The 25,108-nt window shown below is 34.3% G+C and carries 22 protein-coding genes; 12 read left to right on the top strand and 10 right to left on the bottom strand.

Translation table 11 applies throughout. From position 1 onward, the window contains the following. Positions 1-106: 106 nt before the first annotated feature. On the bottom strand, positions 107-562 hold the full coding sequence (locus AC2A1C_RS03585; RefSeq protein ID WP_484023542.1) for a VanZ family protein: 456 nt from the start codon (positions 560-562) through the stop codon (positions 107-109). Positions 563-618: 56 nt separating this feature from the next. On the opposite strand from AC2A1C_RS03585, the gene lnt reads away from it, so the two are divergent. From lnt to AC2A1C_RS03545, 8 genes are all read left to right on the top strand, one after another. Then, a complete protein-coding gene (gene lnt / locus AC2A1C_RS03580; RefSeq protein ID WP_484023540.1) occupies positions 619-2,277 on the top strand; it encodes an apolipoprotein N-acyltransferase in 1,659 nt (552 codons plus the stop codon). Between the two features lie 169 nt (positions 2,278-2,446). Further along, positions 2,447-3,280 (top strand): sulfite exporter TauE/SafE family protein, encoded by an 834-nt coding sequence (locus AC2A1C_RS03575; protein WP_484023538.1) that lies wholly within the window; start codon positions 2,447-2,449, stop codon positions 3,278-3,280. Beyond that, positions 3,277-3,654 carry a DUF1634 domain-containing protein gene (locus AC2A1C_RS03570; protein ID WP_484023536.1) on the top strand — a complete coding sequence of 126 codons (378 nt, stop codon included), beginning with the start codon at positions 3,277-3,279 and terminating at the stop codon, positions 3,652-3,654. The genes AC2A1C_RS03575 and AC2A1C_RS03570 overlap by 4 nt, the downstream gene beginning before the upstream one ends. Positions 3,655-3,755: 101 nt before the next feature. Further along, positions 3,756-3,992: a 50S ribosomal protein L28 gene (gene rpmB, locus AC2A1C_RS03565; protein ID WP_484023535.1), complete on the top strand. Its 237-nt coding sequence runs from the start codon at positions 3,756-3,758 to the stop codon at positions 3,990-3,992. 12 nt (positions 3,993-4,004) lie between these two features. Then, positions 4,005-4,187 carry a 50S ribosomal protein L33 gene (gene rpmG, locus AC2A1C_RS03560; RefSeq protein WP_484023533.1) on the top strand — a complete coding sequence of 61 codons (183 nt, stop codon included), beginning with the start codon at positions 4,005-4,007 and terminating at the stop codon, positions 4,185-4,187. 22 nt (positions 4,188-4,209) lie between these two features. Then, complete coding sequence (locus AC2A1C_RS03555; RefSeq protein ID WP_484023531.1) at positions 4,210-4,362, top strand: DUF4295 domain-containing protein; 153 nt, start codon at positions 4,210-4,212, stop codon at positions 4,360-4,362. Positions 4,363-4,478: 116 nt separating this feature from the next. Then, entirely contained in the window at positions 4,479-5,432 is a 954-nt protein-coding gene (ftsY, locus tag AC2A1C_RS03550) for a signal recognition particle-docking protein FtsY (protein ID WP_484023529.1), read from the top strand. A 108-nt stretch (positions 5,433-5,540) separates the two neighbouring features. After that, positions 5,541-5,801, top strand: coding sequence for a GlsB/YeaQ/YmgE family stress response membrane protein (locus tag AC2A1C_RS03545; RefSeq protein ID WP_484023527.1), 261 nt, complete (start codon positions 5,541-5,543; stop codon positions 5,799-5,801). A 66-nt stretch (positions 5,802-5,867) separates the two neighbouring features. Here the strand turns inward: AC2A1C_RS03545 and sppA are convergent, their stop codons facing one another. After that, a complete protein-coding gene (gene sppA / locus AC2A1C_RS03540) occupies positions 5,868-7,622 on the bottom strand; it encodes a signal peptide peptidase SppA (protein ID WP_484023525.1) in 1,755 nt (584 codons plus the stop codon). A gap of 21 nt (positions 7,623-7,643) precedes the next feature. On the opposite strand from sppA, the gene folK reads away from it, so the two are divergent. The 4 genes from folK (at position 7,644) to AC2A1C_RS03520 (ending at position 13,087) form a co-directional block, all read left to right on the top strand. Beyond that, the gene (gene folK, locus AC2A1C_RS03535; RefSeq protein WP_484023524.1) at positions 7,644-8,072 is read left to right on the top strand and encodes a 2-amino-4-hydroxy-6-hydroxymethyldihydropteridine diphosphokinase; all 429 of its coding nucleotides are present in this window, start codon (positions 7,644-7,646) and stop codon (positions 8,070-8,072) included. A gap of 15 nt (positions 8,073-8,087) precedes the next feature. After that, positions 8,088-9,584: an OmpA family protein gene (locus AC2A1C_RS03530; RefSeq protein ID WP_484023522.1), complete on the top strand. Its 1,497-nt coding sequence runs from the start codon at positions 8,088-8,090 to the stop codon at positions 9,582-9,584. Positions 9,585-9,635: 51 nt separating this feature from the next. Continuing rightward, positions 9,636-11,114 carry an OmpA family protein gene (locus AC2A1C_RS03525; protein ID WP_484023520.1) on the top strand — a complete coding sequence of 493 codons (1,479 nt, stop codon included), beginning with the start codon at positions 9,636-9,638 and terminating at the stop codon, positions 11,112-11,114. Positions 11,115-11,185: 71 nt separating this feature from the next. Then, positions 11,186-13,087 carry a RecQ family ATP-dependent DNA helicase gene (locus tag AC2A1C_RS03520; protein WP_484023518.1) on the top strand — a complete coding sequence of 634 codons (1,902 nt, stop codon included), beginning with the start codon at positions 11,186-11,188 and terminating at the stop codon, positions 13,085-13,087. A 30-nt stretch (positions 13,088-13,117) separates the two neighbouring features. On the opposite strand, the gene AC2A1C_RS03515 is transcribed toward AC2A1C_RS03520, so the two are convergent. The 8 genes from AC2A1C_RS03515 to rpoB form a co-directional block, all read right to left on the bottom strand. Continuing rightward, positions 13,118-13,864: a T9SS type A sorting domain-containing protein gene (locus tag AC2A1C_RS03515; RefSeq protein ID WP_484023516.1), complete on the bottom strand. Its 747-nt coding sequence runs from the start codon at positions 13,862-13,864 to the stop codon at positions 13,118-13,120. 3 nt (positions 13,865-13,867) lie between these two features. Continuing rightward, entirely contained in the window at positions 13,868-14,395 is a 528-nt protein-coding gene (locus AC2A1C_RS03510; protein WP_484023514.1) for an ankyrin repeat domain-containing protein, read from the bottom strand. Then, entirely contained in the window at positions 14,392-14,937 is a 546-nt protein-coding gene (locus AC2A1C_RS03505; RefSeq protein ID WP_484023512.1) for a YceI family protein, read from the bottom strand. The genes AC2A1C_RS03510 and AC2A1C_RS03505 overlap by 4 nt, the downstream gene beginning before the upstream one ends. An 11-nt stretch (positions 14,938-14,948) precedes the next feature. Continuing rightward, on the bottom strand, positions 14,949-15,305 hold the full coding sequence (locus tag AC2A1C_RS03500) for a c-type cytochrome (RefSeq protein ID WP_484023510.1): 357 nt from the start codon (positions 15,303-15,305) through the stop codon (positions 14,949-14,951). Between the two features lies 1 nt (position 15,306). Next, positions 15,307-16,146 (bottom strand): DUF5777 family beta-barrel protein, encoded by an 840-nt coding sequence (locus tag AC2A1C_RS03495; protein WP_484023508.1) that lies wholly within the window; start codon positions 16,144-16,146, stop codon positions 15,307-15,309. 344 nt (positions 16,147-16,490) lie between these two features. After that, on the bottom strand, positions 16,491-16,796 hold the full coding sequence (locus AC2A1C_RS03490) for a DUF3467 domain-containing protein (protein WP_484023506.1): 306 nt from the start codon (positions 16,794-16,796) through the stop codon (positions 16,491-16,493). Between the two features lie 90 nt (positions 16,797-16,886). After that, on the bottom strand, positions 16,887-21,152 hold the full coding sequence (gene rpoC / locus AC2A1C_RS03485; protein ID WP_484023504.1) for a DNA-directed RNA polymerase subunit beta': 4,266 nt from the start codon (positions 21,150-21,152) through the stop codon (positions 16,887-16,889). A gap of 84 nt (positions 21,153-21,236) precedes the next feature. Beyond that, positions 21,237-25,055 (bottom strand): DNA-directed RNA polymerase subunit beta, encoded by a 3,819-nt coding sequence (gene rpoB / locus AC2A1C_RS03480; protein ID WP_484023502.1) that lies wholly within the window; start codon positions 25,053-25,055, stop codon positions 21,237-21,239. Positions 25,056-25,108 lie beyond the last annotated feature (53 nt).

Below are 25,108 nucleotides of genomic sequence, written 5' to 3'. Positions count from 1 at the left end.
CGCAAAAATAATTTATTTTTAACCACAAAAGGTATATAAGATTTTTATTTTTTAGTTATCCTGAAGAATAAAAACATATAAAATCTTCTCGTTTTAATCTCTGAAATTATTTGTTAGCAGCTTTTTTTAACTTTTGTGACTTTTGTGGTTTAAATTTATCTATTTTCTTAAAAATCAAAAAACCAATCCAAACTCCGAAAAAATTCAGTAAAATATCATCTACATCAAAAACGCCCAATCTGGTAAAATACTGAAGAGCTTCAACAATTATTAATACCGAAAGAAAAGATAAAATCAATGATTTAAAATTCTGAAATTTTGGGGATAACCAACCTAAAAATCCAAAAGGAACAAACATTACAATATTCCCTAAAACATTGACAATTACATTTTTAAAATTATTCAATGCTATACTTTGTTCAGCAAAAGTGATCGTTGAAAAAACAGGTTCTATCCGTATTATATTATCATTCATCTGAGTTCTCCCAAATCCAAAAAACATGAGATACAACAAAAATAAAGTGTAGGGAATTATTAAAATTCTATAAATTTTCTTTAACATCAAAACAAAGATAATTCATTTCAAAAAATAGTAAATTTGCAAGTCAATTTTTTTAAATGAAATACATTTTTCTATCACTGATTTCCGCACTTTTACTGAGTGTTTCGTGGCCAACTTACGGAGTTCCGTTTTTCATATTCATTGCACTTGTTCCGCTTCTGATGATGGAACATGATATTTCCAAATTTTCAAAAATCAAAAGAAAAGGATGGGCTATTTTCGGGCTTTCTTATCTATGCTTCATTATTTGGAATATCGTAACAACTGGCTGGTTGTATGGTTCTAAAAATCCTGACGGAAGTCATTCTTTGATGGCCGTTCTGTTTCCGGTTTTGGTGAATTCTTTATTGTACTCTTTGGTTTTCCAGCTTTATCATTGGTATAAAAATGCACAGGGAACATATTGGGGACTTGCATTTTTTGTTGCAATCTGGATGAGTTTTGAAAAATTTCATTTGGGTTGGGAATTAACCTGGCCTTGGTTGAATTTAGGAAATGTATTTTCAGAATATCCAAAACTGATTCAATGGTACGATACTTTGGGTGCAACCGGCGGAAGTTTCTGGATTTTGCTTGTTAATGTTCTTGTTTTCTATACTTTCAGAATTTTTGAAGCTGGAAGAAAGAGAAAAGATTTAATTAAAAATTCTGCCATTGTATCAGCTTTAATTATTTTACCAATGGTTATTTCTTTGGTAAAGTATCATTCGTTTGATGAAAAACCGATTGGGCAAGTAAATGTTCTGATGCTTCAGCCTGATCTTGATCCTTACAATGAAAAATATTCTAAAGACAGTCTCACTATTGAAAACGAACTTTTGACACTCGCTGAAAAAAATTCTACCGGAAAAATAGATTTTTACATGGCTCCGGAAACTTCAATTCCCGGAAGTGGTTCTATTTCCGAAACAGGATTTGAGAAAAGTATACTTTTAAATAATGTCAAAAATTTTTTAGAGAAACATCCGAATTCTGTTTTTGAAACCGGTATTTCTTCACATCGTTTTTTTCTGAATGAAAACGAAAAACCGGATAATGCTTACGAAATCAACAACGGAGTTTGGGTAGAAAGTTACAATTCTGCAGTTCAGATCATTCCCAACAAAAAAATAGAAGTGTATCATAAAGGAAAATTAGTTCCGGGTGTAGAAATTTTCCCTTATATGAATGTTTTAAAACCAATTTTGGGCGATGCAATGCTGAATCTTGGCGGAACTGTCGCATCTTTAGGAATTGATAAAGAAAGATTGGCATTTTCCAACCCTTATAATAAAGGAAAGATAGCTCCGATTATTTGCTACGAAAGCATCTATGGAGAATTCACCACCGAATATGTAAAAAAAGGTGCTAATTTTTTAGGAATTATGACCAATGATTCTTGGTGGGGAGTAACGGAAGGACACCGACAACTCCTTTCGTATGCAAGATTGAGAGCCATAGAAAACCGAAGAGAAATTGCACGGTCTGCCAACAGCGGAATTTCTGCACATATTGACGCAAAAGGTGAAATTTTGGAAGATACTTTGTATGGCGATAAAACGGCTCTTTTTGCGAAAATAAATCTTTATGAAGGCAAAACTTTTTACACAAAAGCAGGAGATTTGCTTTCACGGATTTCTATTTTTTCGTTAGGATTTTTACTTTTTTATTTTTTGTTCCAATGGATACAGAAAAGACAAAACAAAAGCACTTTACCCCATCCGAAAAGAAAATGATTTTTATTAAAAAACAACTTTTTTTGGATTTTTATTTAAAAATTCATAATTGAAATTTTACCAGAAAAATTTGAAAAATCTATTACTATACTAATTTTATAGACTTTTATGTTGTAAAATTTTCATTTTCTTTTTTGCACAAAAATTCCATTCTGATTATATTTGTAATATGTCAGAAATCATTATTCTATTTCTCGGTGCTGCTTTTGCAGGACTGTTGGGTTCACTTACAGGTTTAGGTGGTGGTATTATTATTATTCCGCTTCTTACATTAGGTTTTGATGTTCCGGTACATTTTGCAATTGGAGCTTCCCTGATTTCTGTAATTGGGACATCTTCCGGAGCTGCCGTTGCTTTTGTAAAAGAAGGATTTACCAATATGAGGGTGGGAATGTTTCTAGAAATTGCAACAACCATAGGAGCTGTTGGTGGTGCTCTTATTTCCGGACATCTTAATGGAAATACAATAGCCATTATCTTTGCAAGTCTTTTGATCTTTACAGTACTGATGAATCTAAAAGGCAAACCCGATCATCAAGAACCCATTATTGATGGAAGTCTGGAACAAAAATTAAAATTATATGGTACTTTTCCCGACAAAGGCGGAATTATAAAAAGCTATTCTGCCAGAAATACGATTCCAGGATTTTTGATGATGTGTTTTGCCGGAATAATGTCTGGACTTTTAGGAATTGGTTCCGGAGCTTTGAAAGTTCTGGCTATGGATAACATGATGAAGCTCCCTTTTAAAGTTTCTACCACCACCAGCAATTTTATGATTGGTGTAACAGCAGTTGCCAGTACATTGATTTATTTTCAAAGAGGAGAAATTATTCCTGCTATTACAGCCCCCGTTTTGATCGGAGTAATTGTAGGAAGCTATATTGGTTCTAAAACATTAATGATATCCAAAACCAAAAAATTGAAAGTATTTTTTGCTATTGTGGTAACTATAGTTTCTATTTATATGATGTACAACGGAATAAACAAAAACTTCAAATGAGAAGAAAACATTTTACAGATTTGGATCTGAATCGCTCTGTTGGTAATCTTTTGCGAATGGGAGTTATATTGTCTGTAACGGTTTCGCTTATTGGTTTTGTAAAGCTATTTCTGGAAGGATTCAAAATGCCCAAAAATTACGAAGATCTGGAAATAGTACACGAAAAGGTTTTTTATCATTTCTGGATCTCATTGACTCGATTTGAAGGGATGGGTATTATACAATTAGGAATTTTATTGCTTATTTTTACACCTGTTGTAAGAATAATCTTTGCATTGATCGGCTACCTCAAAGAAAAAGATTACACCTACGTTCTTATATCATTTATCGTTCTCGGAATCATTACATTCAGTTTCCTGATGGGCTATGGATAACATTTTCAAAATATTTGAAAAAATAATTTTTAAAAGTTTGTCTATCTCAAAAATTCTTCGTTATTTTGCACACTCAAATAGTAAAGTAAGAACATCGAGATATGTCAAGAATTTGCCAAATAACAGGAAAGCGTGCAATGGTTGGTAACCACGTTTCTCACGCTAACAACAAAACGAAAAGACGTTTTGAAATTAACTTATTGGAGAAGAAATTTTACCTTCCGGAGCAAGATAAGCACGTTACTTTAAAAGTTTCAGCTCATGGATTGAGAGTAATTAACAAGATTGGTATTGAAGAGGCTTTGGAAAGAGCAACAAGAAACGGATTCATTAAATAATTTTAAGAAATCATGGCAAAAAAAGGGAACAGAGTTCAAGTAATCCTTGAATGCACAGAACATAAAGAAAGTGGAATGGCTGGAATGAGCAGATACATCACCACTAAAAATAAAAAAAATACTACAGACAGACTGGAGCTTAAAAAATATAACCCAGTTTTGAAAAAGTATACTGTACACAAAGAAATTAAGTAATCATCTCTAAAGATATTTTACAATGGCAAAGAAAGTAGTAGCAACCCTACAATCAGGTCAGTCTAAAAAAATGACCAAAGTAGTGAAAATGGTAAAATCTCCAAAATCCGGAGCTTACATTTTCGAAGAAAAAGTAATGAATGCTGATGAAGTAGACGCTTATTTGAAAAAATAATTTTACTTCAGATAAAATACAAAAACTATCCAAATTTCTGGATAGTTTTTTTGTTATCTTTGCTTTGCTGTTTACAAATATTTGTAAATCATAACTTATAATTCGTAATTCATAAAATGAGTTGGTTTAAAAAAATATTCAATAAAGAAGAAAAAGAGTCTTTAGATCAGGGATTAGAAAAATCCAGAACCGGATTTTTTGAAAAAATGACGAAAGCCGTAGTCGGAAAAAGTAAAGTAGATGATGAAGTTCTTGACAATCTTGAAGAAATTCTTATAGCTTCCGATGTAGGAGCAGCTACAACAATTAAAATTATTGAAAGAATAGAAGATCGTGTCGCAAGAGATAAATATATAAATACTGACGAATTAGATAGAATTCTAAGGGAAGAAATCTCCGATCTTCTTTTAGAAAATCCTCATTCCGAAACCGGAAACATCGACGAAACCAAAAAACCGTATGTTATAATGGTAGTAGGTGTAAATGGTGTCGGAAAAACCACAACAATAGGAAAATTGGCTCATCAGTTTAAATCTCAAGGAAAAAAAGTGGTTTTGGGAGCTGCAGATACATTCCGTGCTGCTGCTGTCGATCAGCTTACGATCTGGAGTGAAAGAGTTGGTGTACCAATTATAAAACAAAGCATGGGAAGTGATCCTGCATCTGTTGCCTTTGATACCGTCCAAAGTGCTGTTGCCCAAAATGCAGATGTTGTCATTATTGATACCGCCGGAAGATTGCATAATAAAGTAAATCTAATGAACGAACTTTCAAAAATTAAAAGAGTGATGCAAAAAGTAATTCCGGATGCTCCTCACGAAATTCTTTTAGTTTTGGATGGTTCTACCGGACAAAATGCATTCGAGCAAGCGAAACAATTTACCGCTGCTACAGAAGTCAATGCTCTTGCCGTAACCAAACTTGATGGTACTGCAAAAGGTGGCGTTGTAATCGGAATTTCGGATCAGTTTCAAGTTCCTGTAAAATATATTGGAGTCGGAGAAAAAATGACAGATCTGCAACTTTTTAACGGAAGGGAATTTGTCGATTCATTTTTCAGAAAAAAATGATTTCAGTATTTATTTTTTTGTTATAAAATTTCAATAACTTTAATCTTAAAATCAGGATTACTATTTTTAACTATCATCACTAAATATTAACTTAAAAAATTTAAAACTATGGGTATTATCACTTGGATCATTTTTGGTCTTATTGCAGGAGCAATTGCTAAAGCTATTATGCCTGGAAACCAAGGAGGAGGTTGGCTTATGACCATCATTTTAGGAATCATAGGTGCATTTGTAGGAGGAGCTATCGGTGTGTACATTTTACACTGGGGAGACGTAAGTTCTTTCTGGAATTTCAGAAGCTGGATTCTTGCAATTGGAGGAGCATTACTTGTTCTTTGGCTGTACGGAATGGCTACAAAACGTGGATAACATTTTAAAATAAAAAAATCGTTTCAGCAATTTGAAACGATTTTTTTTGTGAATATTAAATATGTTTTAGAAACTCATTTTGAAAGGCATTTCCATTACCACGCTATTTTTGATTTTAGGATTAGTAAGCATTTCAAAAGTTTTATACCCATCTTCTCCCAATTTATTTTTAAGAATTTTAGCAGAAACTTCATCTTCATCCATATCTTCAAATAATTGTTCGAATACTGTTGTCTTCTTTGGATAGGAAGCGACATTATAATTGGAAAGTTTTGCCTGTTTTGCTGCATAATTAATAGCATCTTGCAATGTTCCTAATTCATCTACAAGTCCCAATTCTTTAGCTCTAGTTCCTGTCCATACTCTTCCTCCCCCAACATTATCTATCTGTTCAAAAGTTTTTTTGCGATTTTGGGTAACAAAATAAACAAAACGTTTATATGTTTTTTCAACACTTTGAGTCATAATATTCAAAGCTCCTGAAGATAGTCCATTGAGAGGAGTGTACATTGCTGAATTAGCATTAGTCTGAACGACATCGGAGCGGATTCCGTTTTTATTCGCTATATTTTTAAAATTGGGTACAACTCCAAAAACACCTATAGATCCTGTAAATGTATTGGGTGCCGAATAAATTTTATCTGCTGCCATTGCAATATAATATCCTCCAGATGCAGCATAATCACCAAAGGAAACGATGACAGGCTTCTTATTTTTTAATTGTTGAAGCTCAAAAAGGATTTCATCAGAAGCATTCGCACTTCCGCCAGGAGAATTAATCCTGAAAACGACAGCCTTTACTTTATCATCTTCAGCCAAATCCTTAATATATTTTACAAAATTTTCTGAATGAATAGCATCATAACCTTCTCCGTTACTAATACCTCCTGATGCATACAAAACAGCTACCTGATTGTCAGGATCATCTTTTTCATCCTTAAACGAATTTATATATTTAGAAAATGAAATTTTATTTAATTTATCTTTTTCGGAAAGTTTCAGCTTAGATTTAATTATTTGATGATATTCCGATTTCTGAAGCATTTTGTCCGCCAATTTATACTGAACACTAAGGTCTGGAATTGTTCCATATAAACTGTCTACGGCAGTTTTAAACTGAGCTGCATCTATTTTTCTTGACGTACTTATTTTCTGAGAGATATTCTTCCAGACATCATTTAGCAATACCGAAAGTTGTTCCTGATTTTCAGGTGAAATATCGTTACGCAAGAAAGGTTCCACCATTGCCTTATATTTACCATGACGGATCACTTCCACACCAATACCATATTTATCAATAAAATCTTTGAAAAAAGTAACTTCAGCAGCCAAACCTTTCAGATCAATTCCGCCTGCCGGATTCAGATAATATTGATCTGCAACAGATCCTAAGTAATAAGCGCCTTGTGAAACATTATTACCATAAGCATAAACAAATTTTCCAGATTTTTTAAAATCTTCAAGAGCAGCGCGAATATCATCTATTTGTGTAATTCCAGCCTGAATATTATCCGTTTCGATACTAATTCCGGCAATATCATTGTCCGTCTTGGCATTTTTGATTGCTTCTATCATATCATATACCATAACGTTTTTTGCTTTATCTTTAAATGCAAACAGCTCTTCCTGATCTTCCGATGGACTATCTATTATATTAGTATGAAAATCAAGAGTAAGGACAGAATTTTTCTTTACATTTACTTTTGATTTATCACCTGCAGCACCTACTGCAAACATCAGAACTGTCATTACTAAAAATAAAAAACAAAGAATAAGAATAGCAACAATATTAGCAAATACAATTTTTAAAAAACTTTTCATATAAAAACCAATTTTCAGAATATGTCGCAATATAATGTCATTTTGTTACTAGGATCAAATATCGGAGACCGAAAAAAAAATATTTTGACTGCAATAAAAAAGATTGAAAAAAAAGTCGGTAAAATAGTAAGAAAATCTGAATTTTTAGAAACAGAACCTGTTGAGTTTTGTAGTTCCAATTATTTTCTTAATTTTGCACTACTGATAGAAACAACTCTTTCACCCTTTAAATTATTAAAAATTATAAAGGAAATTGAAGTAAATATGGGTAGAGATAAAGATTCTTCAGTTATTGGATATTTTTCAGATAGGATTATTGATATTGATATTGTAAAGTATTCTAATCTTTTTTATAAGTGTGAAAGGCTTCAAATCCCTCATTTTAAGCACTTACAGGAAAGAACATTTTCAAAAATTTTAATTGAAGAATTAAAAATCATAAAAGCATAAATACAAGCATAAAATATGAAATTAAATTTATTATTACTGATGTCTTTGCCTATAGCAATATATGCACAAGACGGTAGTTCTGTAGCCTCTCAGGATAAATATCCGAACACATTTTCATCAGGTTCGGCCAATGTTCATGAATTTAATAATCAGGCAAGAAGATTTAATGATTGGGCAATCTCAGTAGGAGGCGGTGCAGCATTTATGACATTTTCAGATCTTACTTCCTTCTATGGAAAAGATATTAATTGGGGATGGAATGTCTATGCAAGTTTAGACAAGCAAATTACACACACATTTGGTGCAAGTCTCCAATACCAAATGGGAAAAACAAATCAAAAAGGACAGCTTCCTGGTCAATATGGTGTATTAGCAGGTGTTGCTGATGCTTGGACAAAGTACCAACAAATTTCTGTACTTGGAGATATTAATTTTTCCAATTTGCTTAGAAGAGTTGATAATCATTCAACTTACAGATGGGCGCTTCATGGATACGCAGGTATAGGACTTCAAAGCTACCAAACTTTGCTCCTAGATCAAAATAATTCCAGATGGAGCGATAATCCTAGAAGAGTTCCAATTGAAACAGATCAAAAATTGGATATTGCTTCATTTTTTTACCAAGGAGGTTTAGGACTGAAGTATAACGTCTCCAAATTAATTGATGTTGAGCTAAGAACCATGTACATGAAGAGTGGGGATGATGAATTTGATGGTGGTGGAGATTTAAGCCGTGAGGAAGTTCCGCCAAGTATTGCTTATAACCTCATCAATGACAGTAAATCTGATGATATGTTTACTGTGAATCTTGGGTTATCTTTTAAAATTGGGAAGCATGAAACTCATTTAGCTTGGCATGATCCTTTACAAGAAGCATATTACAGAGCAAACGCTCTAGAAAACAAAAAGACTGATTTGGTTGTTTGTGAAAAAGGAGACAATGATAATGATGGTGTTTGTGATGATTGGGATAGACAATTAGATACTCCAGCAGGTGCAAGAGTTGATGGAGCAGGTGTTGCTCTTGATATGGATCTTGACGGAGTTATTGATCTTCTGGATAAATGTGTAACCGTACCTGGACCTGTTGAAAATAACGGTTGTCCTGTAGCTACACCTCCACCAGCACCTTCCCCAGTAGCTTCTGTAGAAATAATAAACAAAGATTTTGAAGGAATTGAATTTGAATTGAATAGTGATAAAATCAGACCTCAATCTTTTGAAAAACTTAACCATGCTGTAGATGTTGTAAAAACTTTAGATCAGAATAGTCAATTTTTAGTAGTAGGAGCTACTGACACAAGAGGATCTGAAACATACAACAAAACCTTATCTCAAAAAAGAGCAGCAGCTGTTGTGAAATATTTGACAGACAAAGGTGTAAAATCAGGAATGCTTATAGCGGAAGGACATGGTGAAAAAGATTTGAAATACCCTGAATGCGACCCTGCTACTAAATGCCCTGAATGGAAAAATGAGGCTAACAGACGTGTTTATTTTATTCAGAAATAATAATCTAAAAACACTTCACAATTTTTTAATAAAAAAAATATTACATAAATTATGAAACTAAATTTAAAAATTGCTGCATTAGCACTAGTATTACCAGCTGCAATATATGCACAAGATTCAGTAGCAGTATCTTCTGAAGGTTATCCAAATACCTTTTCATCCGGTTCTGCAAATGTATCTCCTTTTACTAAGGAGTCGAAAAGATTTAATGATTGGTCTATATCTGTAGGTGCTGGTGTACCTTTAGTTCAGTCTGCCGATTTGACTTCACTGAAAAACGGTAATGGTAAAAACGTTTTTGGTTATTCTGCATATTTAAGTATTGATAAGGCTATTACTCATGCCTTCGGATTAAAACTTCAATATGACAGAGGTGAAACCAAACAAGGTTGGTTCAATACTAAAGATCCGATTCCCGCTGCAACTACAGCAACAGGATTTAATCAGGTAGCTGGTAGAACTCAGTATGATGCAATCTCTTTATTAGGAGATATCAATTTCTCAAATTTATTAAGAAGAGTCGATAATAAGTCTCCATTCAGATGGGCACTTCATGGTTATGCAGGTATTGGTACTTTATCATACAGAGCTTACCAAAAAAGTCAAACTTTAGGTGGACAGGCTTTGATGACAGAGACAAAACCTTTCAAAATTGGTTCTTTCTTTGGTCAGGCTGGTGCTGCTGTAAAATATAAAGTTTCCAGAAGACTAGACTTGGAAGGAAGAGTAATGTATGTTGTGACTGGTGATGATGAATTTGATGGTGGTGGTGAACAATATAGTGCTGTAAATAAAAGAGAAGAACAGATTTCTGATAACTTCTTCAATGCTACTTTAGGTCTTACTTTAAAATTAGGAAAACACCAATCTCACCTTTTCTGGCATGATCCACTTCAAGAAATTTATTATAAACTTGATGTCTTAGCGGATAAAAACCAAGATGTTGAAGTTTGTAAAAAAGGAGATGCCGACAATGATGGAGTTTGTGATGATTGGGATAGACAACTTGATACTCCTGCTGGAGCAAGAGTAGATGGAGCTGGTGTAGCTTTAGATGCTGATTTAGATGGTGTAATTGATCTTTATGATAAGTGTGTTACTGTTCCTGGACCTGTTGAAAATAATGGATGTCCACCTGCAGGAAGCAATAATAATAACGGATCTGGTTTTGTTCCTACATCTGAAACTGCTTTAGAAGGAATTGAATTTGATTTAAATTCTGACAGAATTTTACCTTCTAATACTCCGATTCTTAATAATGCTGTAAGTTATATCAATTCTACTGATGGTTCTTATAGTGTGATTGGTGGTACAGATACAAGAGCTTCTGAAGCTTATAACCAAAAACTTTCTGAAAGAAGAGCAAATAATGTTAAAAATTATTTGATCCAAAATGGTGTGAACTCTTCTAAATTGGAAGCTATTGGTAGAGGTGAGAAAAATCTTAAATATCCTGAATGTGACCCAGCTACTAAATGTCCTGAATGGAAAAACAGAGCTAACAGAAGGGTTTATTTCGAAGCTAAATAATATAAATTATTATATCTCAAAAAGTCGCACATGATGTGCGACTTTTTTGTTTTATTGCTTACTTTTATCACATGAATTCTAATGCATCTTATCAAAAAATAAAAAAAGAGGCCTTGCATAATTTTTGGGGGTTCGAAAATTTTCGTTCTCCTCAAGAAGAAATTATCGATACTATAATTTCTGGAAGAGATACATTGGTTTTGTTACCAACAGGCGGTGGAAAATCGCTTTGCTACCAGCTTCCTGCTTTATGTTTAGAAGGAATTTGTCTTGTCGTTTCTCCCTTATTAGCTTTGATGAAAGATCAGGTTAGTCAGCTTAAAAATAAAGGAATTAAAGCTGAATACTTATCTTCAGAACTTGATGATGCTACTGCAGAAGATATCTATTATCAATGTAGAGAAGGTATTATTAAAATATTATATGTCTCACCGGAAAGACTTATCCATTCCGTATTTTTACAAAATATAGAATCTATTGATATTTCATTTATAGCTGTAGATGAAGCTCATTGCATTTCGGAATGGGGGCAAGATTTTCGGCCAAGTTATCAGAACATAAAAACTTTCCGTAAAGAATTCAAAAACGTGCCCTGTATTGCTCTAACTGCAACAGCTACTCCAAAAGTTCTTGAGGAGATTATTAATAAGCTGGAACTACATCAACCACAGATTTTCAAAAAAAGTTTTAATCGTGAAAATATCAGGATTATTACAGAAGAAATTGGAGACAAATATTCCTACATCTCGGATTTTCTTACGTTCAATCCCACTTCCGGAATCATCTATACAAGAACGCGAAAAGAAGCTGAAGAACTTGCTGCATTTCTACAGAAAAGAAATTTTCAAAATGTAGATTATTTTCATGCAGGCTTACCCGCAAAAGAAAAAAACAAACGGCAGAAAAACTGGATCAGTAGTAATAATAGCGTTTTAGTCTCCACTAATGCTTTTGGAATGGGGATAGATAAAGAAAATGTAAAATTTGTAATCCACCTTTCTCCTTCCGCATCTTTGGAAAATTATTATCAGGAAATTGGAAGAGCAGGAAGAGACGGACAAAACAGCACTGCAATTTTACTTTGGAATAAACAGGAAATTAAAAATATCGACGATGTTCTTCAGCATCAAACTCCAAATAAAGTCGAATTTCTGAAAGTAATTTCTTACCTCTACTCTATTTTTCAGATTGCTGATTTTGATATTTCAGAAAAATTTCATCAATTTAATATTCAGAAAATTAAAAATCTGACTTATATTTCTATTCCAAAAATTAGGAATATTCTCACTTTTCTACATAATCAGGAAATCATTTTTTATAATCAGAATAAAACATTATCAACCCTTGAACTGAAAATCCCTTTTGAAGAATATGAAAATTTAGCCAAAAAAGATTCCTATTTTATAGAACTTTTAATGAGAAATCTGGAAGGTTTTACCAATCATAAAGTGTATTTCAATGAAGAAAAATTAGTATCAAAATTTGGAACAGAATCTTCATTACTAAAAGAACGTTTTTCAGAATTACAACAAAAAGAATATTTAGAATATATTGATGGCTCTGAAGCCAGCATTAAATTTCTTGTTCCCAGAAATGACAACAGTTTTGAAGGAAAATGGTGGCGTCTTTTTCAGCAGATTCAGAGAAATAAAATTCAGAAATGGGAGGAAATGAAATTTTATATTCAGGAAAATTCTATCTGCAAGAAGAAAATGATTTTGGTATATTTTGGAGAAAAAAACTCGAAAAATTGCCAGAATTGCAATGTATGCATCAATAAAAATGAAGACTTTTTTAGTACAAATCTTACGAATGAAATCATCACATTATTGAAACAAAAACCTTCAACTCTTGAAGAATTATTTATCAAACTAAACTTCCATAAAAAAGAAAAAATCCGGGAAAATCTTATTTTGCTTTTGGATTCGGGAAAGATTAAAATGTTGGATTTTCGTACATATATGATTCCATAAAAAAAGACCGGAAAAGTTTCCGGTCATTTGTTATTGCTTGATTAATTTTTCATACGCTGTACTACCGTCTTTCATCTTTATTTCAAAATAATAAACGTCACTTTTTAATGAAGATACATTTATGTTTTCCAGACTTGTTGTCTTTAGAGATACTTTTCTTCCAGTTGCTTCAAATAATGAAAAAGATTCGATGTTTTCAGAATTTTTAAAACTAACCACTTCTTTTGCCGGATTTGGATAAAACGATACCTTTTTGCTTTGGCTGGCTACCTCACCAGTAGCTAATACTGCGGTCATATTTAAGGTTGCATAATCTCTATTCGCGCCATGGTTTCCAATACTTGTAGTCCCTGCTCTTCTTGCATAAAAAATATCAATAGTTCCTGCTGCATTAGGAACAGCAAAATCTCCGGCTCCACCAGTACGGCTTCTTGTAGCCACTACTGTTCTAGTACTTCCAGAAACTGTGTTGGATGTTTGCGTCCAATCTTGAGCTGCGTCAGCAGAAGGAGTAACTCCCACTCCATTAAAAGAATAATCTCTATTGGCAGTAGTATTGTAAATAAAACCATCTGCTCCACTTGCCATTCCGTTACTTCCAAAACCAATTGCAAGCATAGAATTGCTGTTACCTGTTACTGTAAGTGTTACAGTGGTAGCATTTACATCCAATTTAACTGTCATGGCAGCAGTAGGAAGAGATACTGTTCCGGAAGAAAATTGTGCCCAGCCAAAATTAGCTAAGGCTATACTAAAGGCGAGTAAAGTTTTTTTCATATTTTAATTTTTTAAAAGGTTAATAATCTCTGTATTATTTGTTTTCAAAGCATATTCAAATGCTGTCATCCCCATAGAATCTTTTAATGATTTATCTGCATTATATTTTAATAGCAATTCTACCAATTCTTTATTTCCAGACTTTACAGCCCAAAATAATGGTGTAGTTCCCATCGTATCCGCAATGTTGGGATTTGCATTTTTCTTCAACAAATGTTCTGTCAGTTCCTTATTATATCTTACGGAAAGTCCTGCTAAAGCAGTACCTTCTGTACTTTTATAATTGATATCTTTCACATTATCTATAAGAAAATTGGCAACTTCCGTATTTCCTCTATAGCAAGCTAAAATCAATGGTGAAAATCCATTTTCATTAGTTTGGTTAATGACATCTGGATTTTGTTTCATCAATTCTTTAAGTTCAGTTAATGTTCCGCTTCGTGCAATATCAAAAACGGATTTTAGCTTTTCCTGTGCTGAAAAAAAACTAAAACATAACAATAAACTAAATATGCAAACTAATTTTTTCATTGTTTTACAAGAACATAATTGTATTCTACATTTATATTCTCAGCTATCTTCTTGGTTACCATTTTGGGAATTGTTACTTTATAATCTGCTGGTTTTGCAACAAATCCTCCTTGCATATATATTTTTCCATCTTTGGAATAAATAGTGGCTGAAGAAGAAACTGCTTTATCTACTCCATGAAAATTAAGAGTTCCTTGAACAGTATATTTTTGTGGTGTTGCAGTCAATTTAGATTTATCAAAATTCAAAATCTTACCTTTGAATAAAGCTTTAGGATGTTTTGCTGATTCTGCATAGCTTTCATTGAAGTGTTCTTCCATCAATTTCACCTTGAATTTAAAATTCTTAACTACTGAAATGGATGCCATATCACCTGTATCGGCATTTAGTACCATTACATTATTATTATCTTCCGCATATACATCTTCAAAAAGAGGAACTGATGCTTCAAAAGTCACTTTACCTGTTTTGGAGCTGTATTTTTGTGCCCATCCAGAAACAGAAAACAGAGACATTACTATTATTAAAACAATTTTTTTCATTTCTTATTTTTTTAGTTTTCTAAAAGTCCATCTGCTTTCCATTTAGCAAAAATATTAATTTGGCTTGCTGAAAGTGATCCACCTTGCGGCATTCTTTCCGGATCGCCATTTGGACGCTGTATTCTATCCAAAATTCCATCAATATTTCCTTTTGCCTGATCATAAGTTTCCAATGGTAAAAAAGATGCAACTCCTTTTGAAGAATGACAACTTACACAATTGTTTTCTAGTATAGGCTTTACGTCTGTAGTATACTTTACGGTAGTTGTAATTGGCGTGTTATCCGAAATTTCTTCGTAAGTTCGGCTTTCGCAAGAAATTAAAGCAATTCCTAAAATTCCTGATGTTATGAATAATAATCTTTTCATCTTAAAAAACTCTATAAAGATTAAACCCGAAATAAAAATGACCTTTTCCCCAATCTCCAGTAGCGTTAGTAAGATATCCTATATCAGAATTAAGCTGTGAATTGGTAAATAAAAGCTGAAAAATATGTCCTCCCGTTTCTATATCCAACCCTAATGAAAGAGGGTTTTTATAGTAATCATGTTCATCAAAGTTTACAAAATATTCAGCGTTAATGGATACTCTTTTAGAAATTTTATAACGACCTCCTAAACCTGCCAAAAACTGATCTTTATTCTCAATATTTGGTTCATATAAATTTTTATGAACATAAGATGGAGTAAGCTGTAATGAAAAATTATCATTAATTCTTCTGGAAATAAGAGCTTGAGTAAGATAAGACATTCTATCTCCAAACTTAATATTCGGATAGTTATCTTTATCCAACTCTGTATTTACTGCTATTACATTATAACCTACAACATCAAAAGGAAATTTATCATTCTGACGGAGCAATCTATACTTTGCACCCAACTCAAAAGTCTTCATATTGGTTTCTCTTGATAAACTCAACGAAATCCCATCAGTCACTCCATAAATAGCACCTAATTTGGTAGAAGCATCATCTAAGCCAAAAAAGTTTTTCAGACCGGAACTTACATCTCCAAAACGATGCGCCACAATAATATACCATTCCTTTTTAGCCGGAAGTTTTGTAGACTGTGCAGTTACTATTTGCAATGCTTTGAAAGCAGGTTGAAAATTTTCTGTGGTTTGTATGGTATCTATATCCTTTAGCAGGTCTTCCTGAGAGAAAGCATAACTAAATAGAATAAAGGACATAAACATAAAGATTTTTCTCATACGCAAGTATATTTTGAATTTATCTGAGAATTTTTATCAAATTTAGTAAAATATTAAAAAATGAGAAAATATTTCTCAGAGGTGAACACAATAATTTGTCGGGTTTTCATTTAGCATCAAATGAATAATTTTCGCTATTTATTTAATATTCAATGGTATAAAATAAATAAAAGAAAGATTATTGAGTCAAAAAAATAATTTTCAGAAATAAATTTTGCAGTAAATATATACTGAAACATTTTAAATTAAAAATCAATAGCACAAATTCAATAGGAACAATTTTAATGAAATTAAAAAACCCAACCTTAAAAAGATTGGGTTACGTTCAAATATTTAAAAATATTTTATGCTTGTACGTTATTTCCTCCAAGAACGAAAGGCTCAACTTCTTTGATTTCACCAAATTGTTGCTCATAATTGTTAATGTTCTGTTGCAAAGCAGCCAAAACTCTTTTTGCATGAAGAGGAGCAAGAATTACTCTGCTTCTTACTTTAGCTTGCTGAACTCCAGGCATTAACTGGATGAAATCTACTACAAATTCAGAAGGAGAGTGATTTACCAAAGCTAAGTTTGCATAAACTCCTGCTGCTACCATTTCATTAAGTTCAATGTTAATGTTTCCGTCTTGTGGATTTTGATTGTTGTCCATTTTTTTAAATTATTTTTGTTTGAAATTTGAAATTTGAGATTGTGAAAGTATAAAAATAATTTCAAACCTCAAATTCCAAATAATTAAATATTAGTTAAGGTCTTCAAATTCTTTTTTAGAACCTACGATTACGTTTTGATATTCTTTCAATCCGGTTCCTGCAGGAATTCTGTGTCCAACGATAACGTTTTCTTTCAGACCGTTCAACTCGTCTACTTTTCCTGCTACAGCTGCTTCGTTCAATACTTTTGTAGTTTCCTGGAACGATGCTGCCGACATGAAGGATTTCGTTTGAAGAGCCGCTCTTGTAATACCTTGCAATACAGGTGTTGCAGTTGCAGGAAGCGCTTCTCTTACTTCCATTAATTTCAAATCTTCACGCTTCAGTTTAGAATTTTCGTCACGAAGCTCTCTTGCAGTAATCATTTGACCAGGCTTGAATTCTTTAGAATCACCTGCTTCTACTACAACCTTCAATCCGAATACTCTATTATTTTCTTCCAAGAAATCGTATTTGTGTTCCAAAGCACCTTCCAAGAATTGAGTATCACCTCCGTCTACAATTTCTACTTTTGTCATCATCTGACGAACAATGATTTCGAAATGCTTGTCATCGATTTTCACCCCTTGTAAACGGTAAACTTCCTGAATTTCATTTACCAAATATTCCTGAACCGCAGTTGGACCTTTGATTCTTAAGATATCTTCCGGTGTAATAGAACCATCAGAAAGTGGAGAACCTGCTCTTACGAAGTCATTTTCCTGAACCAAAATCTGATTAGAAAGTTTCACAAGATAGATTTTTCTTTCTCCGGTTTTTGCTTCTACGATCAATTCACGGTTACCTCTCTTGATTTTTCCATAAGAAACTACACCGTCGATTTCCGTAACTACTGCCGGATTAGAAGGATTTCTCGCTTCGAATAATTCGGTAACTCTTGGAAGACCTCCGGTAATATCCCCTGCTTTTGCAGATTTTCTTGGAATTTTGATTAAGATTTTACCCGCTTTGATTTTTTCACCATCATTTACCATCAAGTGAGCTCCAACAGGAAGGTTGTATGCTTTTTGTTCAACCCCTTTAGAATCTACAACTTTAAGCGTAGGAACCGCTTTCTTATTTCTGGATTCTGAGATTACTTTTTCCTCGAAACCGGTTTGTTCGTCGATTTCCAATTGGAAAGAAACCCCCTGAATAATATCCTCATATTCTACTTTACCGGCAGTTTCTGCAATGATTACAGCGTTATAAGGATCCCATCTACAGATCGTATCTCCTTTTTTCACTTTATCACCAGGTTTTACCGCTAAGATTGCACCATAAGGTACGTTGGCTACCATTAACGGAGTTCTCGTTTCGTTATCAGCAACTAAACGGAATTCCGTAGAACGTGAAACCACAACTTCAGCAGTATTACCGTTTTCATCTTCAGAAGTAATAGTTCTTACCTCATCCATTTCAACGATACCGTCTCTTCTTGCTACGATTGAAGGATTTTCAGAAACGTTTCCTGCAGTACCACCTTGGTGGAACGTTCTCAACGTAAGCTGTGTTCCCGGTTCACCAATAGATTGTGCTGCAATAACACCTACTGCTTCTCCCATGTGAATTGGCTTACCTGTTGCAAGGTTACGTCCATAACATTTTGCACAGATCCCTTTCTTCGCTTCACAAGTAAGAGGAGAACGAACTTCTACAAATTCAAGTCCTGCTTCTTCAATTTTCTTAGCTAAATCTTCATTGATAATTTCATCCGCATTGATGATTACTTCATCCGTTTCAGGATCATAAACATTGTGAAGAGATACTCTACCTAAGATTCTTTCGGAGATTTTTTCAACGATTTCATCATTTTTCTTCAATGCTGAAACTTCTGTTCCTCTCAATGTTCCACAATCGTCCTCAGTAATGATAACATCTTGTGCTACGTCTACCAATCTTCTTGTTAAGTAACCTGCATCGGCAGTTTTAAGAGCGGTATCGGCAAGACCTTTACGAGCACCGTGAGTAGAGATAAAATATTCTAAGATGGAAAGACCTTCCTTAAAGTTTGCTACAATCGGGTTTTCAATAATTTCTGCCCCAACTGAACCTGCTTTTTGAGGTTTTGCCATCAAACCTCTCATTCCGGAAAGCTGACGGATCTGCTCTTTAGAACCTCTCGCTCCGGAATCCAACATCATATATACAGAATTGAATCCACCTTGATCGGTTTTCATTCTGCTCATAATCATTTCGGTAAGTCCGGCATTGGTGTTTGTCCAAACGTCGATTACCTGATTATAACGTTCCGTATCGGTAATAAGACCCATGTTATAATTAGCCTTAATTTCGTCTACAGATTCTACAGCAGCAGCAATCATCGCTTTTTTCTCAGCAGGAACTACAATGTCTCCAAGAGAGAAAGAAAGACCACCTTTGAAAGCATTGGAATATCCAAGATTTTTCATATCATCAAGGAATTTCACGGTAGTTGGGAAATCCGTATCCGCTAAAATTCTACCGATAACGTTTCTCAAAGATTTTTTAGTCAATAATTCATCGATATATCCTACTTGTTTAGGTACAATCTGGTTGAACAAAATTCTACCAACAGTAGTATTCGTAAGTTTAGTTACCAATTCTCCATCTTCTTTGATTGGAAGTCTACATCTTACTTTTGCGTTAAGAGAAACTTGACCCTCTGCATAAGCGATTTCCACTTCTTCCGGAGAATAGAACGCTAAACCTTCACCTTTTACTTTGTAATCTTCTGTAGAGCTGGCTTCTTTGGTCATAAAATAAAGACCCAAAACCATGTCCTGAGAAGGTACAGTAATTGGAGAACCATTTGCAGGGTTCAAAATATTTTGAGAACCAAGCATCAATAACTGAGCTTCCAAAATTGCTTCCGGACCAAGCGGCAAGTGAACCGCCATTTGGTCACCATCGAAGTCAGCGTTGAATGCCGTTGTTACTAATGGGTGTAGTTGGATTGCTTTCCCTTCAATCATTTTTGGCTGGAAAGCCTGAATTCCCAATCTGTGAAGCGTAGGTGCCCTGTTCAAAAGAACTGGGTGTCCTTTCATCACATTTTCAAGAATATCATATACAACTGGTTCTTTTCTGTCGATAATTCTTTTTGCAGATTTTACCGTTTTTACAATTCCTCTTTCAATCAGTTTTCTGATGATGAACGGTTTGTAAAGTTCCGCAGCCATATCTTTAGGAAGACCACATTCGTGAAGTTGTAAGTTCGGGCCTACAACAATTACGGAACGTGCAGAGTAGTCTACCCTTTTTCCTAATAAGTTCTGACGGAAACGACCTTGCTTCCCTTTCAATGAATCGGAAAGAGATTTTAATGGTCTGTTAGATTCAGATTTAACAGCAGAAGATTTTCTTGTATTATCGAACAATGAATCTACTGCTTCCTGAAGCATACGTTTTTCGTTTCTCAAGATTACTTCTGGAGCTTTGATCTCTAAAAGTCTCTTCAAACGATTATTTCTAATGATTACTCTTCTGTAAAGGTCATTCAAATCCGAAGTTGCAAAACGACCTCCATCCAACGGAACCAATGGTCTCAATTCTGGTGGAATGACAGGAAGAACACGCATAATCATCCATTCCGGACGGTTAATCATTCTTGTGTTTGCTCCTCTTAATGCTTCTACAACGTTTAATCTTTTTAAAGCCTCAGTTCTTCTTTGTTTAGAACCTTCATTGTGAGCTTTATGTCTTAAATCGAAAGACAATGCGTCCAAATCGATTCTTCTCAACAATTCTTCAACAGCTTCTGCTCCCATTTTTGCAATGAACTTATTAGGATCAGAATCATCAAGATATTGATTTTCAATAGGAAGTGTTTCAAGAACATCCAAATATTCTTCTTCCGTTAAGAATTCCATTTCATCGAAATCGGAACCGTCTGCTTTTTTAGCAATACCTTGCTGAACAACCACATATCTTTCGTAGTAGATAATCATATCCAATTTCTTGGAAGGTAATCCTAAAAGATATCCGATTTTGTTTGGCAAAGAACGGAAATACCAAATGTGTGCAACCGGAACTACAAGATTGATGTGTCCGATTCTTTCACGACGCACTTTTTTCTCTGTAACTTCCACACCACAACGGTCGCAAACAATACCTTTATAACGGATTCTCTTATATTTTCCGCAGGCGCATTCGTAATCTTTTACCGGACCGAAGATTTTTTCACAGAACAAACCGTCTCTTTCAGGTTTGTGCGTTCTGTAGTTAATGGTTTCAGGTTTCAACACCTCACCTCTGGATTCCTGAAGAATGGATTCCGGCGAAGCTAACCCGATTGAGATTTTACTAAATCTACTTGATTTATTTTTATTTGACATTTGTTAGATTTTAAATTTTAGATTTTAGATTTTAGATTAATTTCCGAATGTTTCCATTCAACATTTATAATTTAAAATTTAAAATTATTCCTCTAGTCTTACGTCTAATCCAAGACCTTGCAATTCGTGAAGTAATACATTGAAAGATTCCGGAATACCAGGTTCTGGCATTGCTTCACCTTTTGCGATTGCTTCATACGTTTTCGCTCTACCAATCACGTCATCTGACTTCACAGTCAAGATTTCTCTCAAGATATTGGACGCTCCGAATGCTTCAAGAGCCCAAACCTCCATCTCTCCAAATCTCTGACCTCCGAATTGTGCTTTACCTCCTAATGGTTGCTGTGTAATCAATGAATATGGGCCGATAGAACGTGCATGCATTTTATCATCAACCATGTGTCCTAATTTCAACATATAGATTACCCCAACAGTTGCAGGCTGAGTAAATCTCTCTCCTGTTCCACCATCATAAAGGTGGGTATTTCCAAATTTTGGAAGACCTGCCTGATCTGTGTACTCCGTGATTTGCTCTAAACTTGCTCCATCAAAGATTGGCGTTGCAAACTTCAATCCTAACTGTTTACCTGCCCATCCAAGAACAGTTTCATAAATCTGACCGATGTTCATACGGGAAGGTACACCAAGCGGATTCAGTACGATATCTACCGGAGTTCCGTCTTCCAAGAATGGCATATCTTCTTCACGAACGATTCTTGAAACGATACCTTTATTACCGTGACGACCCGCCATTTTATCTCCTACATTTAGTTTACGTTTTTTAGCAATGTAAACTTTAGCCAATTTCATAATTCCGGCTGGAAGCTCGTCTCCAATAGAAACCGCAAATTTTTCACGATTTTTGATACCGGCAAGATCGTTATACTTGATTTTATAATTATGAATCAATTGCTTGATCAATTCATTTTTATCATTATCAACTGTCCAGTCAGAACCATTGATATTTACATAATCTTCTACAGACTGAAGCAACTTCAATGTAAACTTAGCACCTTTACTGATTACTTCTTCTTCAAGGTCATTTTGTACACCTTGAGAAGTTTTACCGTTTACTAACGTATTCAGCTTTTCAATCAAAGTATTACGAAGATCATCGAATTTTGCTTTATAATTATTCTCGATTTCTTCCAGCTTCAGTTTTTCTTCTGCTCTCTTCTTTTTATCTTTAATATTTCTTGAGAATAATTTTTTGTCGATAACAACCCCTCTCAATGAAGAGTCTGCCTTCAATGAAGCATCTTTCACATCACCGGCTTTGTCACCGAAAATTGCACGAAGAAGTTTTTCTTCAGGAGTAGGATCAGATTCACCTTTTGGAGTAATTTTTCCGATCATGATATCTCCAGGCTTCACTTCAGCACCAACTCTGATCATACCGTTTTCATCCAAATCTTTTGTAGCTTCTTCAGAAACGTTTGGAATATCTGCTGTCAATTCTTCCATACCTAATTTGGTATCACGAACTTCAAGAGAATATTCATCTACGTGAATGGAAGTAAACCAGTCTTCACGAACTACTTTTTCGTTGATTACAATTGCATCCTCAAAGTTGTATCCTTTCCAAGGCATGAACGCAACCACAAGATTTCTACCAAGAGCCAATTCTCCATTTTCAGTAGCATAACCTTCACAAAGAACCTGACCTTTTTCTACAACATCTCCAACTCTTACAATTGGCTTTAAAGTAATGGTCGTACTCTGGTTTGTTTTTCTGAATTTTGGAAGTTTATACGTTTTAGTAGCAGATTCAAATTGTACTAAATCTTCATCTTCGCTTCTATCATATTTAATTGTAATTTTAGAAGCATCCACATATTCTACAACTCCGGAACCTTCTGCATTGATCAAAATTCTAGAATCAGCCGCAACTTGTTTTTCAAGACCAGTTCCTACAATCGGAGCCTGAGCTTTCAACAATGGAACAGCCTGACGCATCATGTTGGATCCCATCAATGCACGGTTCGCATCATCATGTTCCAAGAACGGAATCAAAGAAGCGGAAATACCGGAAATCTGGTTTGGAGCTACATCGATAAGGTCTACCTGATTTGGTTCAACTACAGGATAATCTCCATCTAATCTTGCAATAATTCTGTCTGTTTCAAATTCTCCGTTATCACTCAATTCAACGTTTGCCTGAGCAATTACTTTGTATTCCTCATCTTCAGCATTTAAGTAAATTGGATCAGCAGTTAAATCTACTTTTCCATCGGTTACTTTTCTATATGGAGTTTCAATGAAACCTAACGTATTGATTTTTGCATAAATTCCTAAAGAAGAGATCAAACCGATGTTTGGACCTTCCGGAGTTTCGATCGGACAAATTCTTCCGTAGTGTGTGTGGTGAACGTCTCGAACTTCAAAACCTGCTCTTTCTCTGGAAAGACCACCAGGTCCTAAAGCGGATAATCTTCTTTTATGCGTGATCTCAGAAAGTGGATTGGTTTGATCCATGAACTGAGAAAGCTGGTTGGTTCCGAAGAATGAATTGATAACGGAAGTCAATGTTTTAGCATTCACCAAATCTACCGGAGTAAAGATTTCGTTATCACGAACGTTCATTCTTTCACGAATCGTTCTTGCAATTCTTGAAAGACCAACTCCAAATTGTCCTGCCAATTGCTCACCAACTGTTTTGATTCTTCTGTTAGAAAGGTGATCGATATCATCAACCTCTGCTTTAGAATTTGCTAATTCAATAAGGTGTCTTACAATTGCAATAATATCTTCTTTTGTTAAAACCTGAATATCTTCAGTGATGTTAAGGTTTAACTTTTTGTTCAATCTATAACGTCCTACTTCACCAAGAGAATATCTTTGCTCTGAGAAGAATAATTTTTCGATAATTCCTCTTGCTGTTTCTTCATCTGGTGGATCTGCGTTTCTTAACTGACGATAGATATATTCTACCGCTTCTTTTTCAGAATTGGTAGGGTCTTTTTGTAATGTATTTTGGATGATAGAGAATTCATTTGAATTTTCTTTGTGAATCAAGATTGATTTCACACCTGCATCCAAAATCATATCAATATGTTCTTTTTCAAGAACAGTTTCTCTATCCAAGATGATTTCATTTCTCTCGATAGAAACTACTTCACCTGTATCTTCGTCTACGAAATCTTCGAACCAAGTGTTCAAAACTCTCGCAGCCAAAGTTCTTCCTTCTACTTTCTTCAATGCTGCTTTAGAAACTTTCACTTCTTCCGCAAGGTCAAAAATCTGAAGGATATCTTTATCGGATTCGTAACCGATAGCTCTCAACAATGTTGTTAAAGGTAATTTTTTCTTACGGTCGATATACGCATACATCACGTTATTGATATCCGTAGTAAATTCCATCCAAGATCCTTTGAAAGGGATAATTCTGGAATAATACAATTTGGTACCGTTTGCGTGATACGTTTGTCCGAAGAATACACCCGGAGATCTGTGCAACTGAGTTACGATAACTCTTTCTGCACCGTTGATAATGAATGATCCACTTGGAGTCATATAAGGAACCGGACCTAAATATACATCCTGAATTACAGTCTGAAAATCTTCATGTTCAGGATCCGTACAATACAATTTAAGTCTGGCTTTAAGAGGAACCGAATACGTCAATCCTCTTTCCACACACTCATCGATGGAGTAACGTGGAGAATCCACCAAATAGTCTAAAAATTCCAAAACGAACTGATTTCTGGAGTCCGTAATTGGGAAATTTTCCTGGAAGGTCTTGTAAAGCGCTTCCTTTTTTCTGTCTTCCGGCAAAGTGTCTAACTGGAAAAACTCTTTGAATGATTCTAACTGAACATCCAAAAAGTCCGGCGAAACTACTTTCCCTTTTGCAGACGAGAAGTTAATTCTTTGATTTTCTTGAGCTTTTGTTTTTGTACTCATAAAATGTTTAGAAAAGGGTTAAAAAATATTTTGATTTCTAAAAAATATCAGAA

Source organism: Chryseobacterium sp. HNCC26DJ241 (assembly GCF_057180505.1).
The sequence above is the reverse complement of the archived record's forward strand: the minus strand, read 5'-3'. Positions and strand labels throughout refer to the sequence as shown.

Coding starts and splice junctions, on each gene's coding strand:
- AC2A1C_RS03585 (WP_484023542.1), bottom strand. CDS start 562: ATGTTAAAGAAAATTTATAGAATTTTAATAATTCCCTACACTTTATTT.
- lnt (WP_484023540.1), top strand. CDS start 619: ATGAAATACATTTTTCTATCACTGATTTCCGCACTTTTACTGAGTGTT.
- AC2A1C_RS03575 (WP_484023538.1), top strand. CDS start 2,447: ATGTCAGAAATCATTATTCTATTTCTCGGTGCTGCTTTTGCAGGACTG.
- AC2A1C_RS03570 (WP_484023536.1), top strand. CDS start 3,277: ATGAGAAGAAAACATTTTACAGATTTGGATCTGAATCGCTCTGTTGGT.
- rpmB (WP_484023535.1), top strand. CDS start 3,756: ATGTCAAGAATTTGCCAAATAACAGGAAAGCGTGCAATGGTTGGTAAC.
- rpmG (WP_484023533.1), top strand. CDS start 4,005: ATGGCAAAAAAAGGGAACAGAGTTCAAGTAATCCTTGAATGCACAGAA.
- AC2A1C_RS03555 (WP_484023531.1), top strand. CDS start 4,210: ATGGCAAAGAAAGTAGTAGCAACCCTACAATCAGGTCAGTCTAAAAAA.
- ftsY (WP_484023529.1), top strand. CDS start 4,479: ATGAGTTGGTTTAAAAAAATATTCAATAAAGAAGAAAAAGAGTCTTTA.
- AC2A1C_RS03545 (WP_484023527.1), top strand. CDS start 5,541: ATGGGTATTATCACTTGGATCATTTTTGGTCTTATTGCAGGAGCAATT.
- sppA (WP_484023525.1), bottom strand. CDS start 7,622: ATGAAAAGTTTTTTAAAAATTGTATTTGCTAATATTGTTGCTATTCTT.
- folK (WP_484023524.1), top strand. CDS start 7,644: ATGTCGCAATATAATGTCATTTTGTTACTAGGATCAAATATCGGAGAC.
- AC2A1C_RS03530 (WP_484023522.1), top strand. CDS start 8,088: ATGAAATTAAATTTATTATTACTGATGTCTTTGCCTATAGCAATATAT.
- AC2A1C_RS03525 (WP_484023520.1), top strand. CDS start 9,636: ATGAAACTAAATTTAAAAATTGCTGCATTAGCACTAGTATTACCAGCT.
- AC2A1C_RS03520 (WP_484023518.1), top strand. CDS start 11,186: ATGAATTCTAATGCATCTTATCAAAAAATAAAAAAAGAGGCCTTGCAT.
- AC2A1C_RS03515 (WP_484023516.1), bottom strand. CDS start 13,864: ATGAAAAAAACTTTACTCGCCTTTAGTATAGCCTTAGCTAATTTTGGC.
- AC2A1C_RS03510 (WP_484023514.1), bottom strand. CDS start 14,395: ATGAAAAAATTAGTTTGCATATTTAGTTTATTGTTATGTTTTAGTTTT.
- AC2A1C_RS03505 (WP_484023512.1), bottom strand. CDS start 14,937: ATGAAAAAAATTGTTTTAATAATAGTAATGTCTCTGTTTTCTGTTTCT.
- AC2A1C_RS03500 (WP_484023510.1), bottom strand. CDS start 15,305: ATGAAAAGATTATTATTCATAACATCAGGAATTTTAGGAATTGCTTTA.
- AC2A1C_RS03495 (WP_484023508.1), bottom strand. CDS start 16,146: ATGAGAAAAATCTTTATGTTTATGTCCTTTATTCTATTTAGTTATGCT.
- AC2A1C_RS03490 (WP_484023506.1), bottom strand. CDS start 16,796: ATGGACAACAATCAAAATCCACAAGACGGAAACATTAACATTGAACTT.
- rpoC (WP_484023504.1), bottom strand. CDS start 21,152: ATGTCAAATAAAAATAAATCAAGTAGATTTAGTAAAATCTCAATCGGG.
- rpoB (WP_484023502.1), bottom strand. CDS start 25,055: ATGAGTACAAAAACAAAAGCTCAAGAAAATCAAAGAATTAACTTCTCG.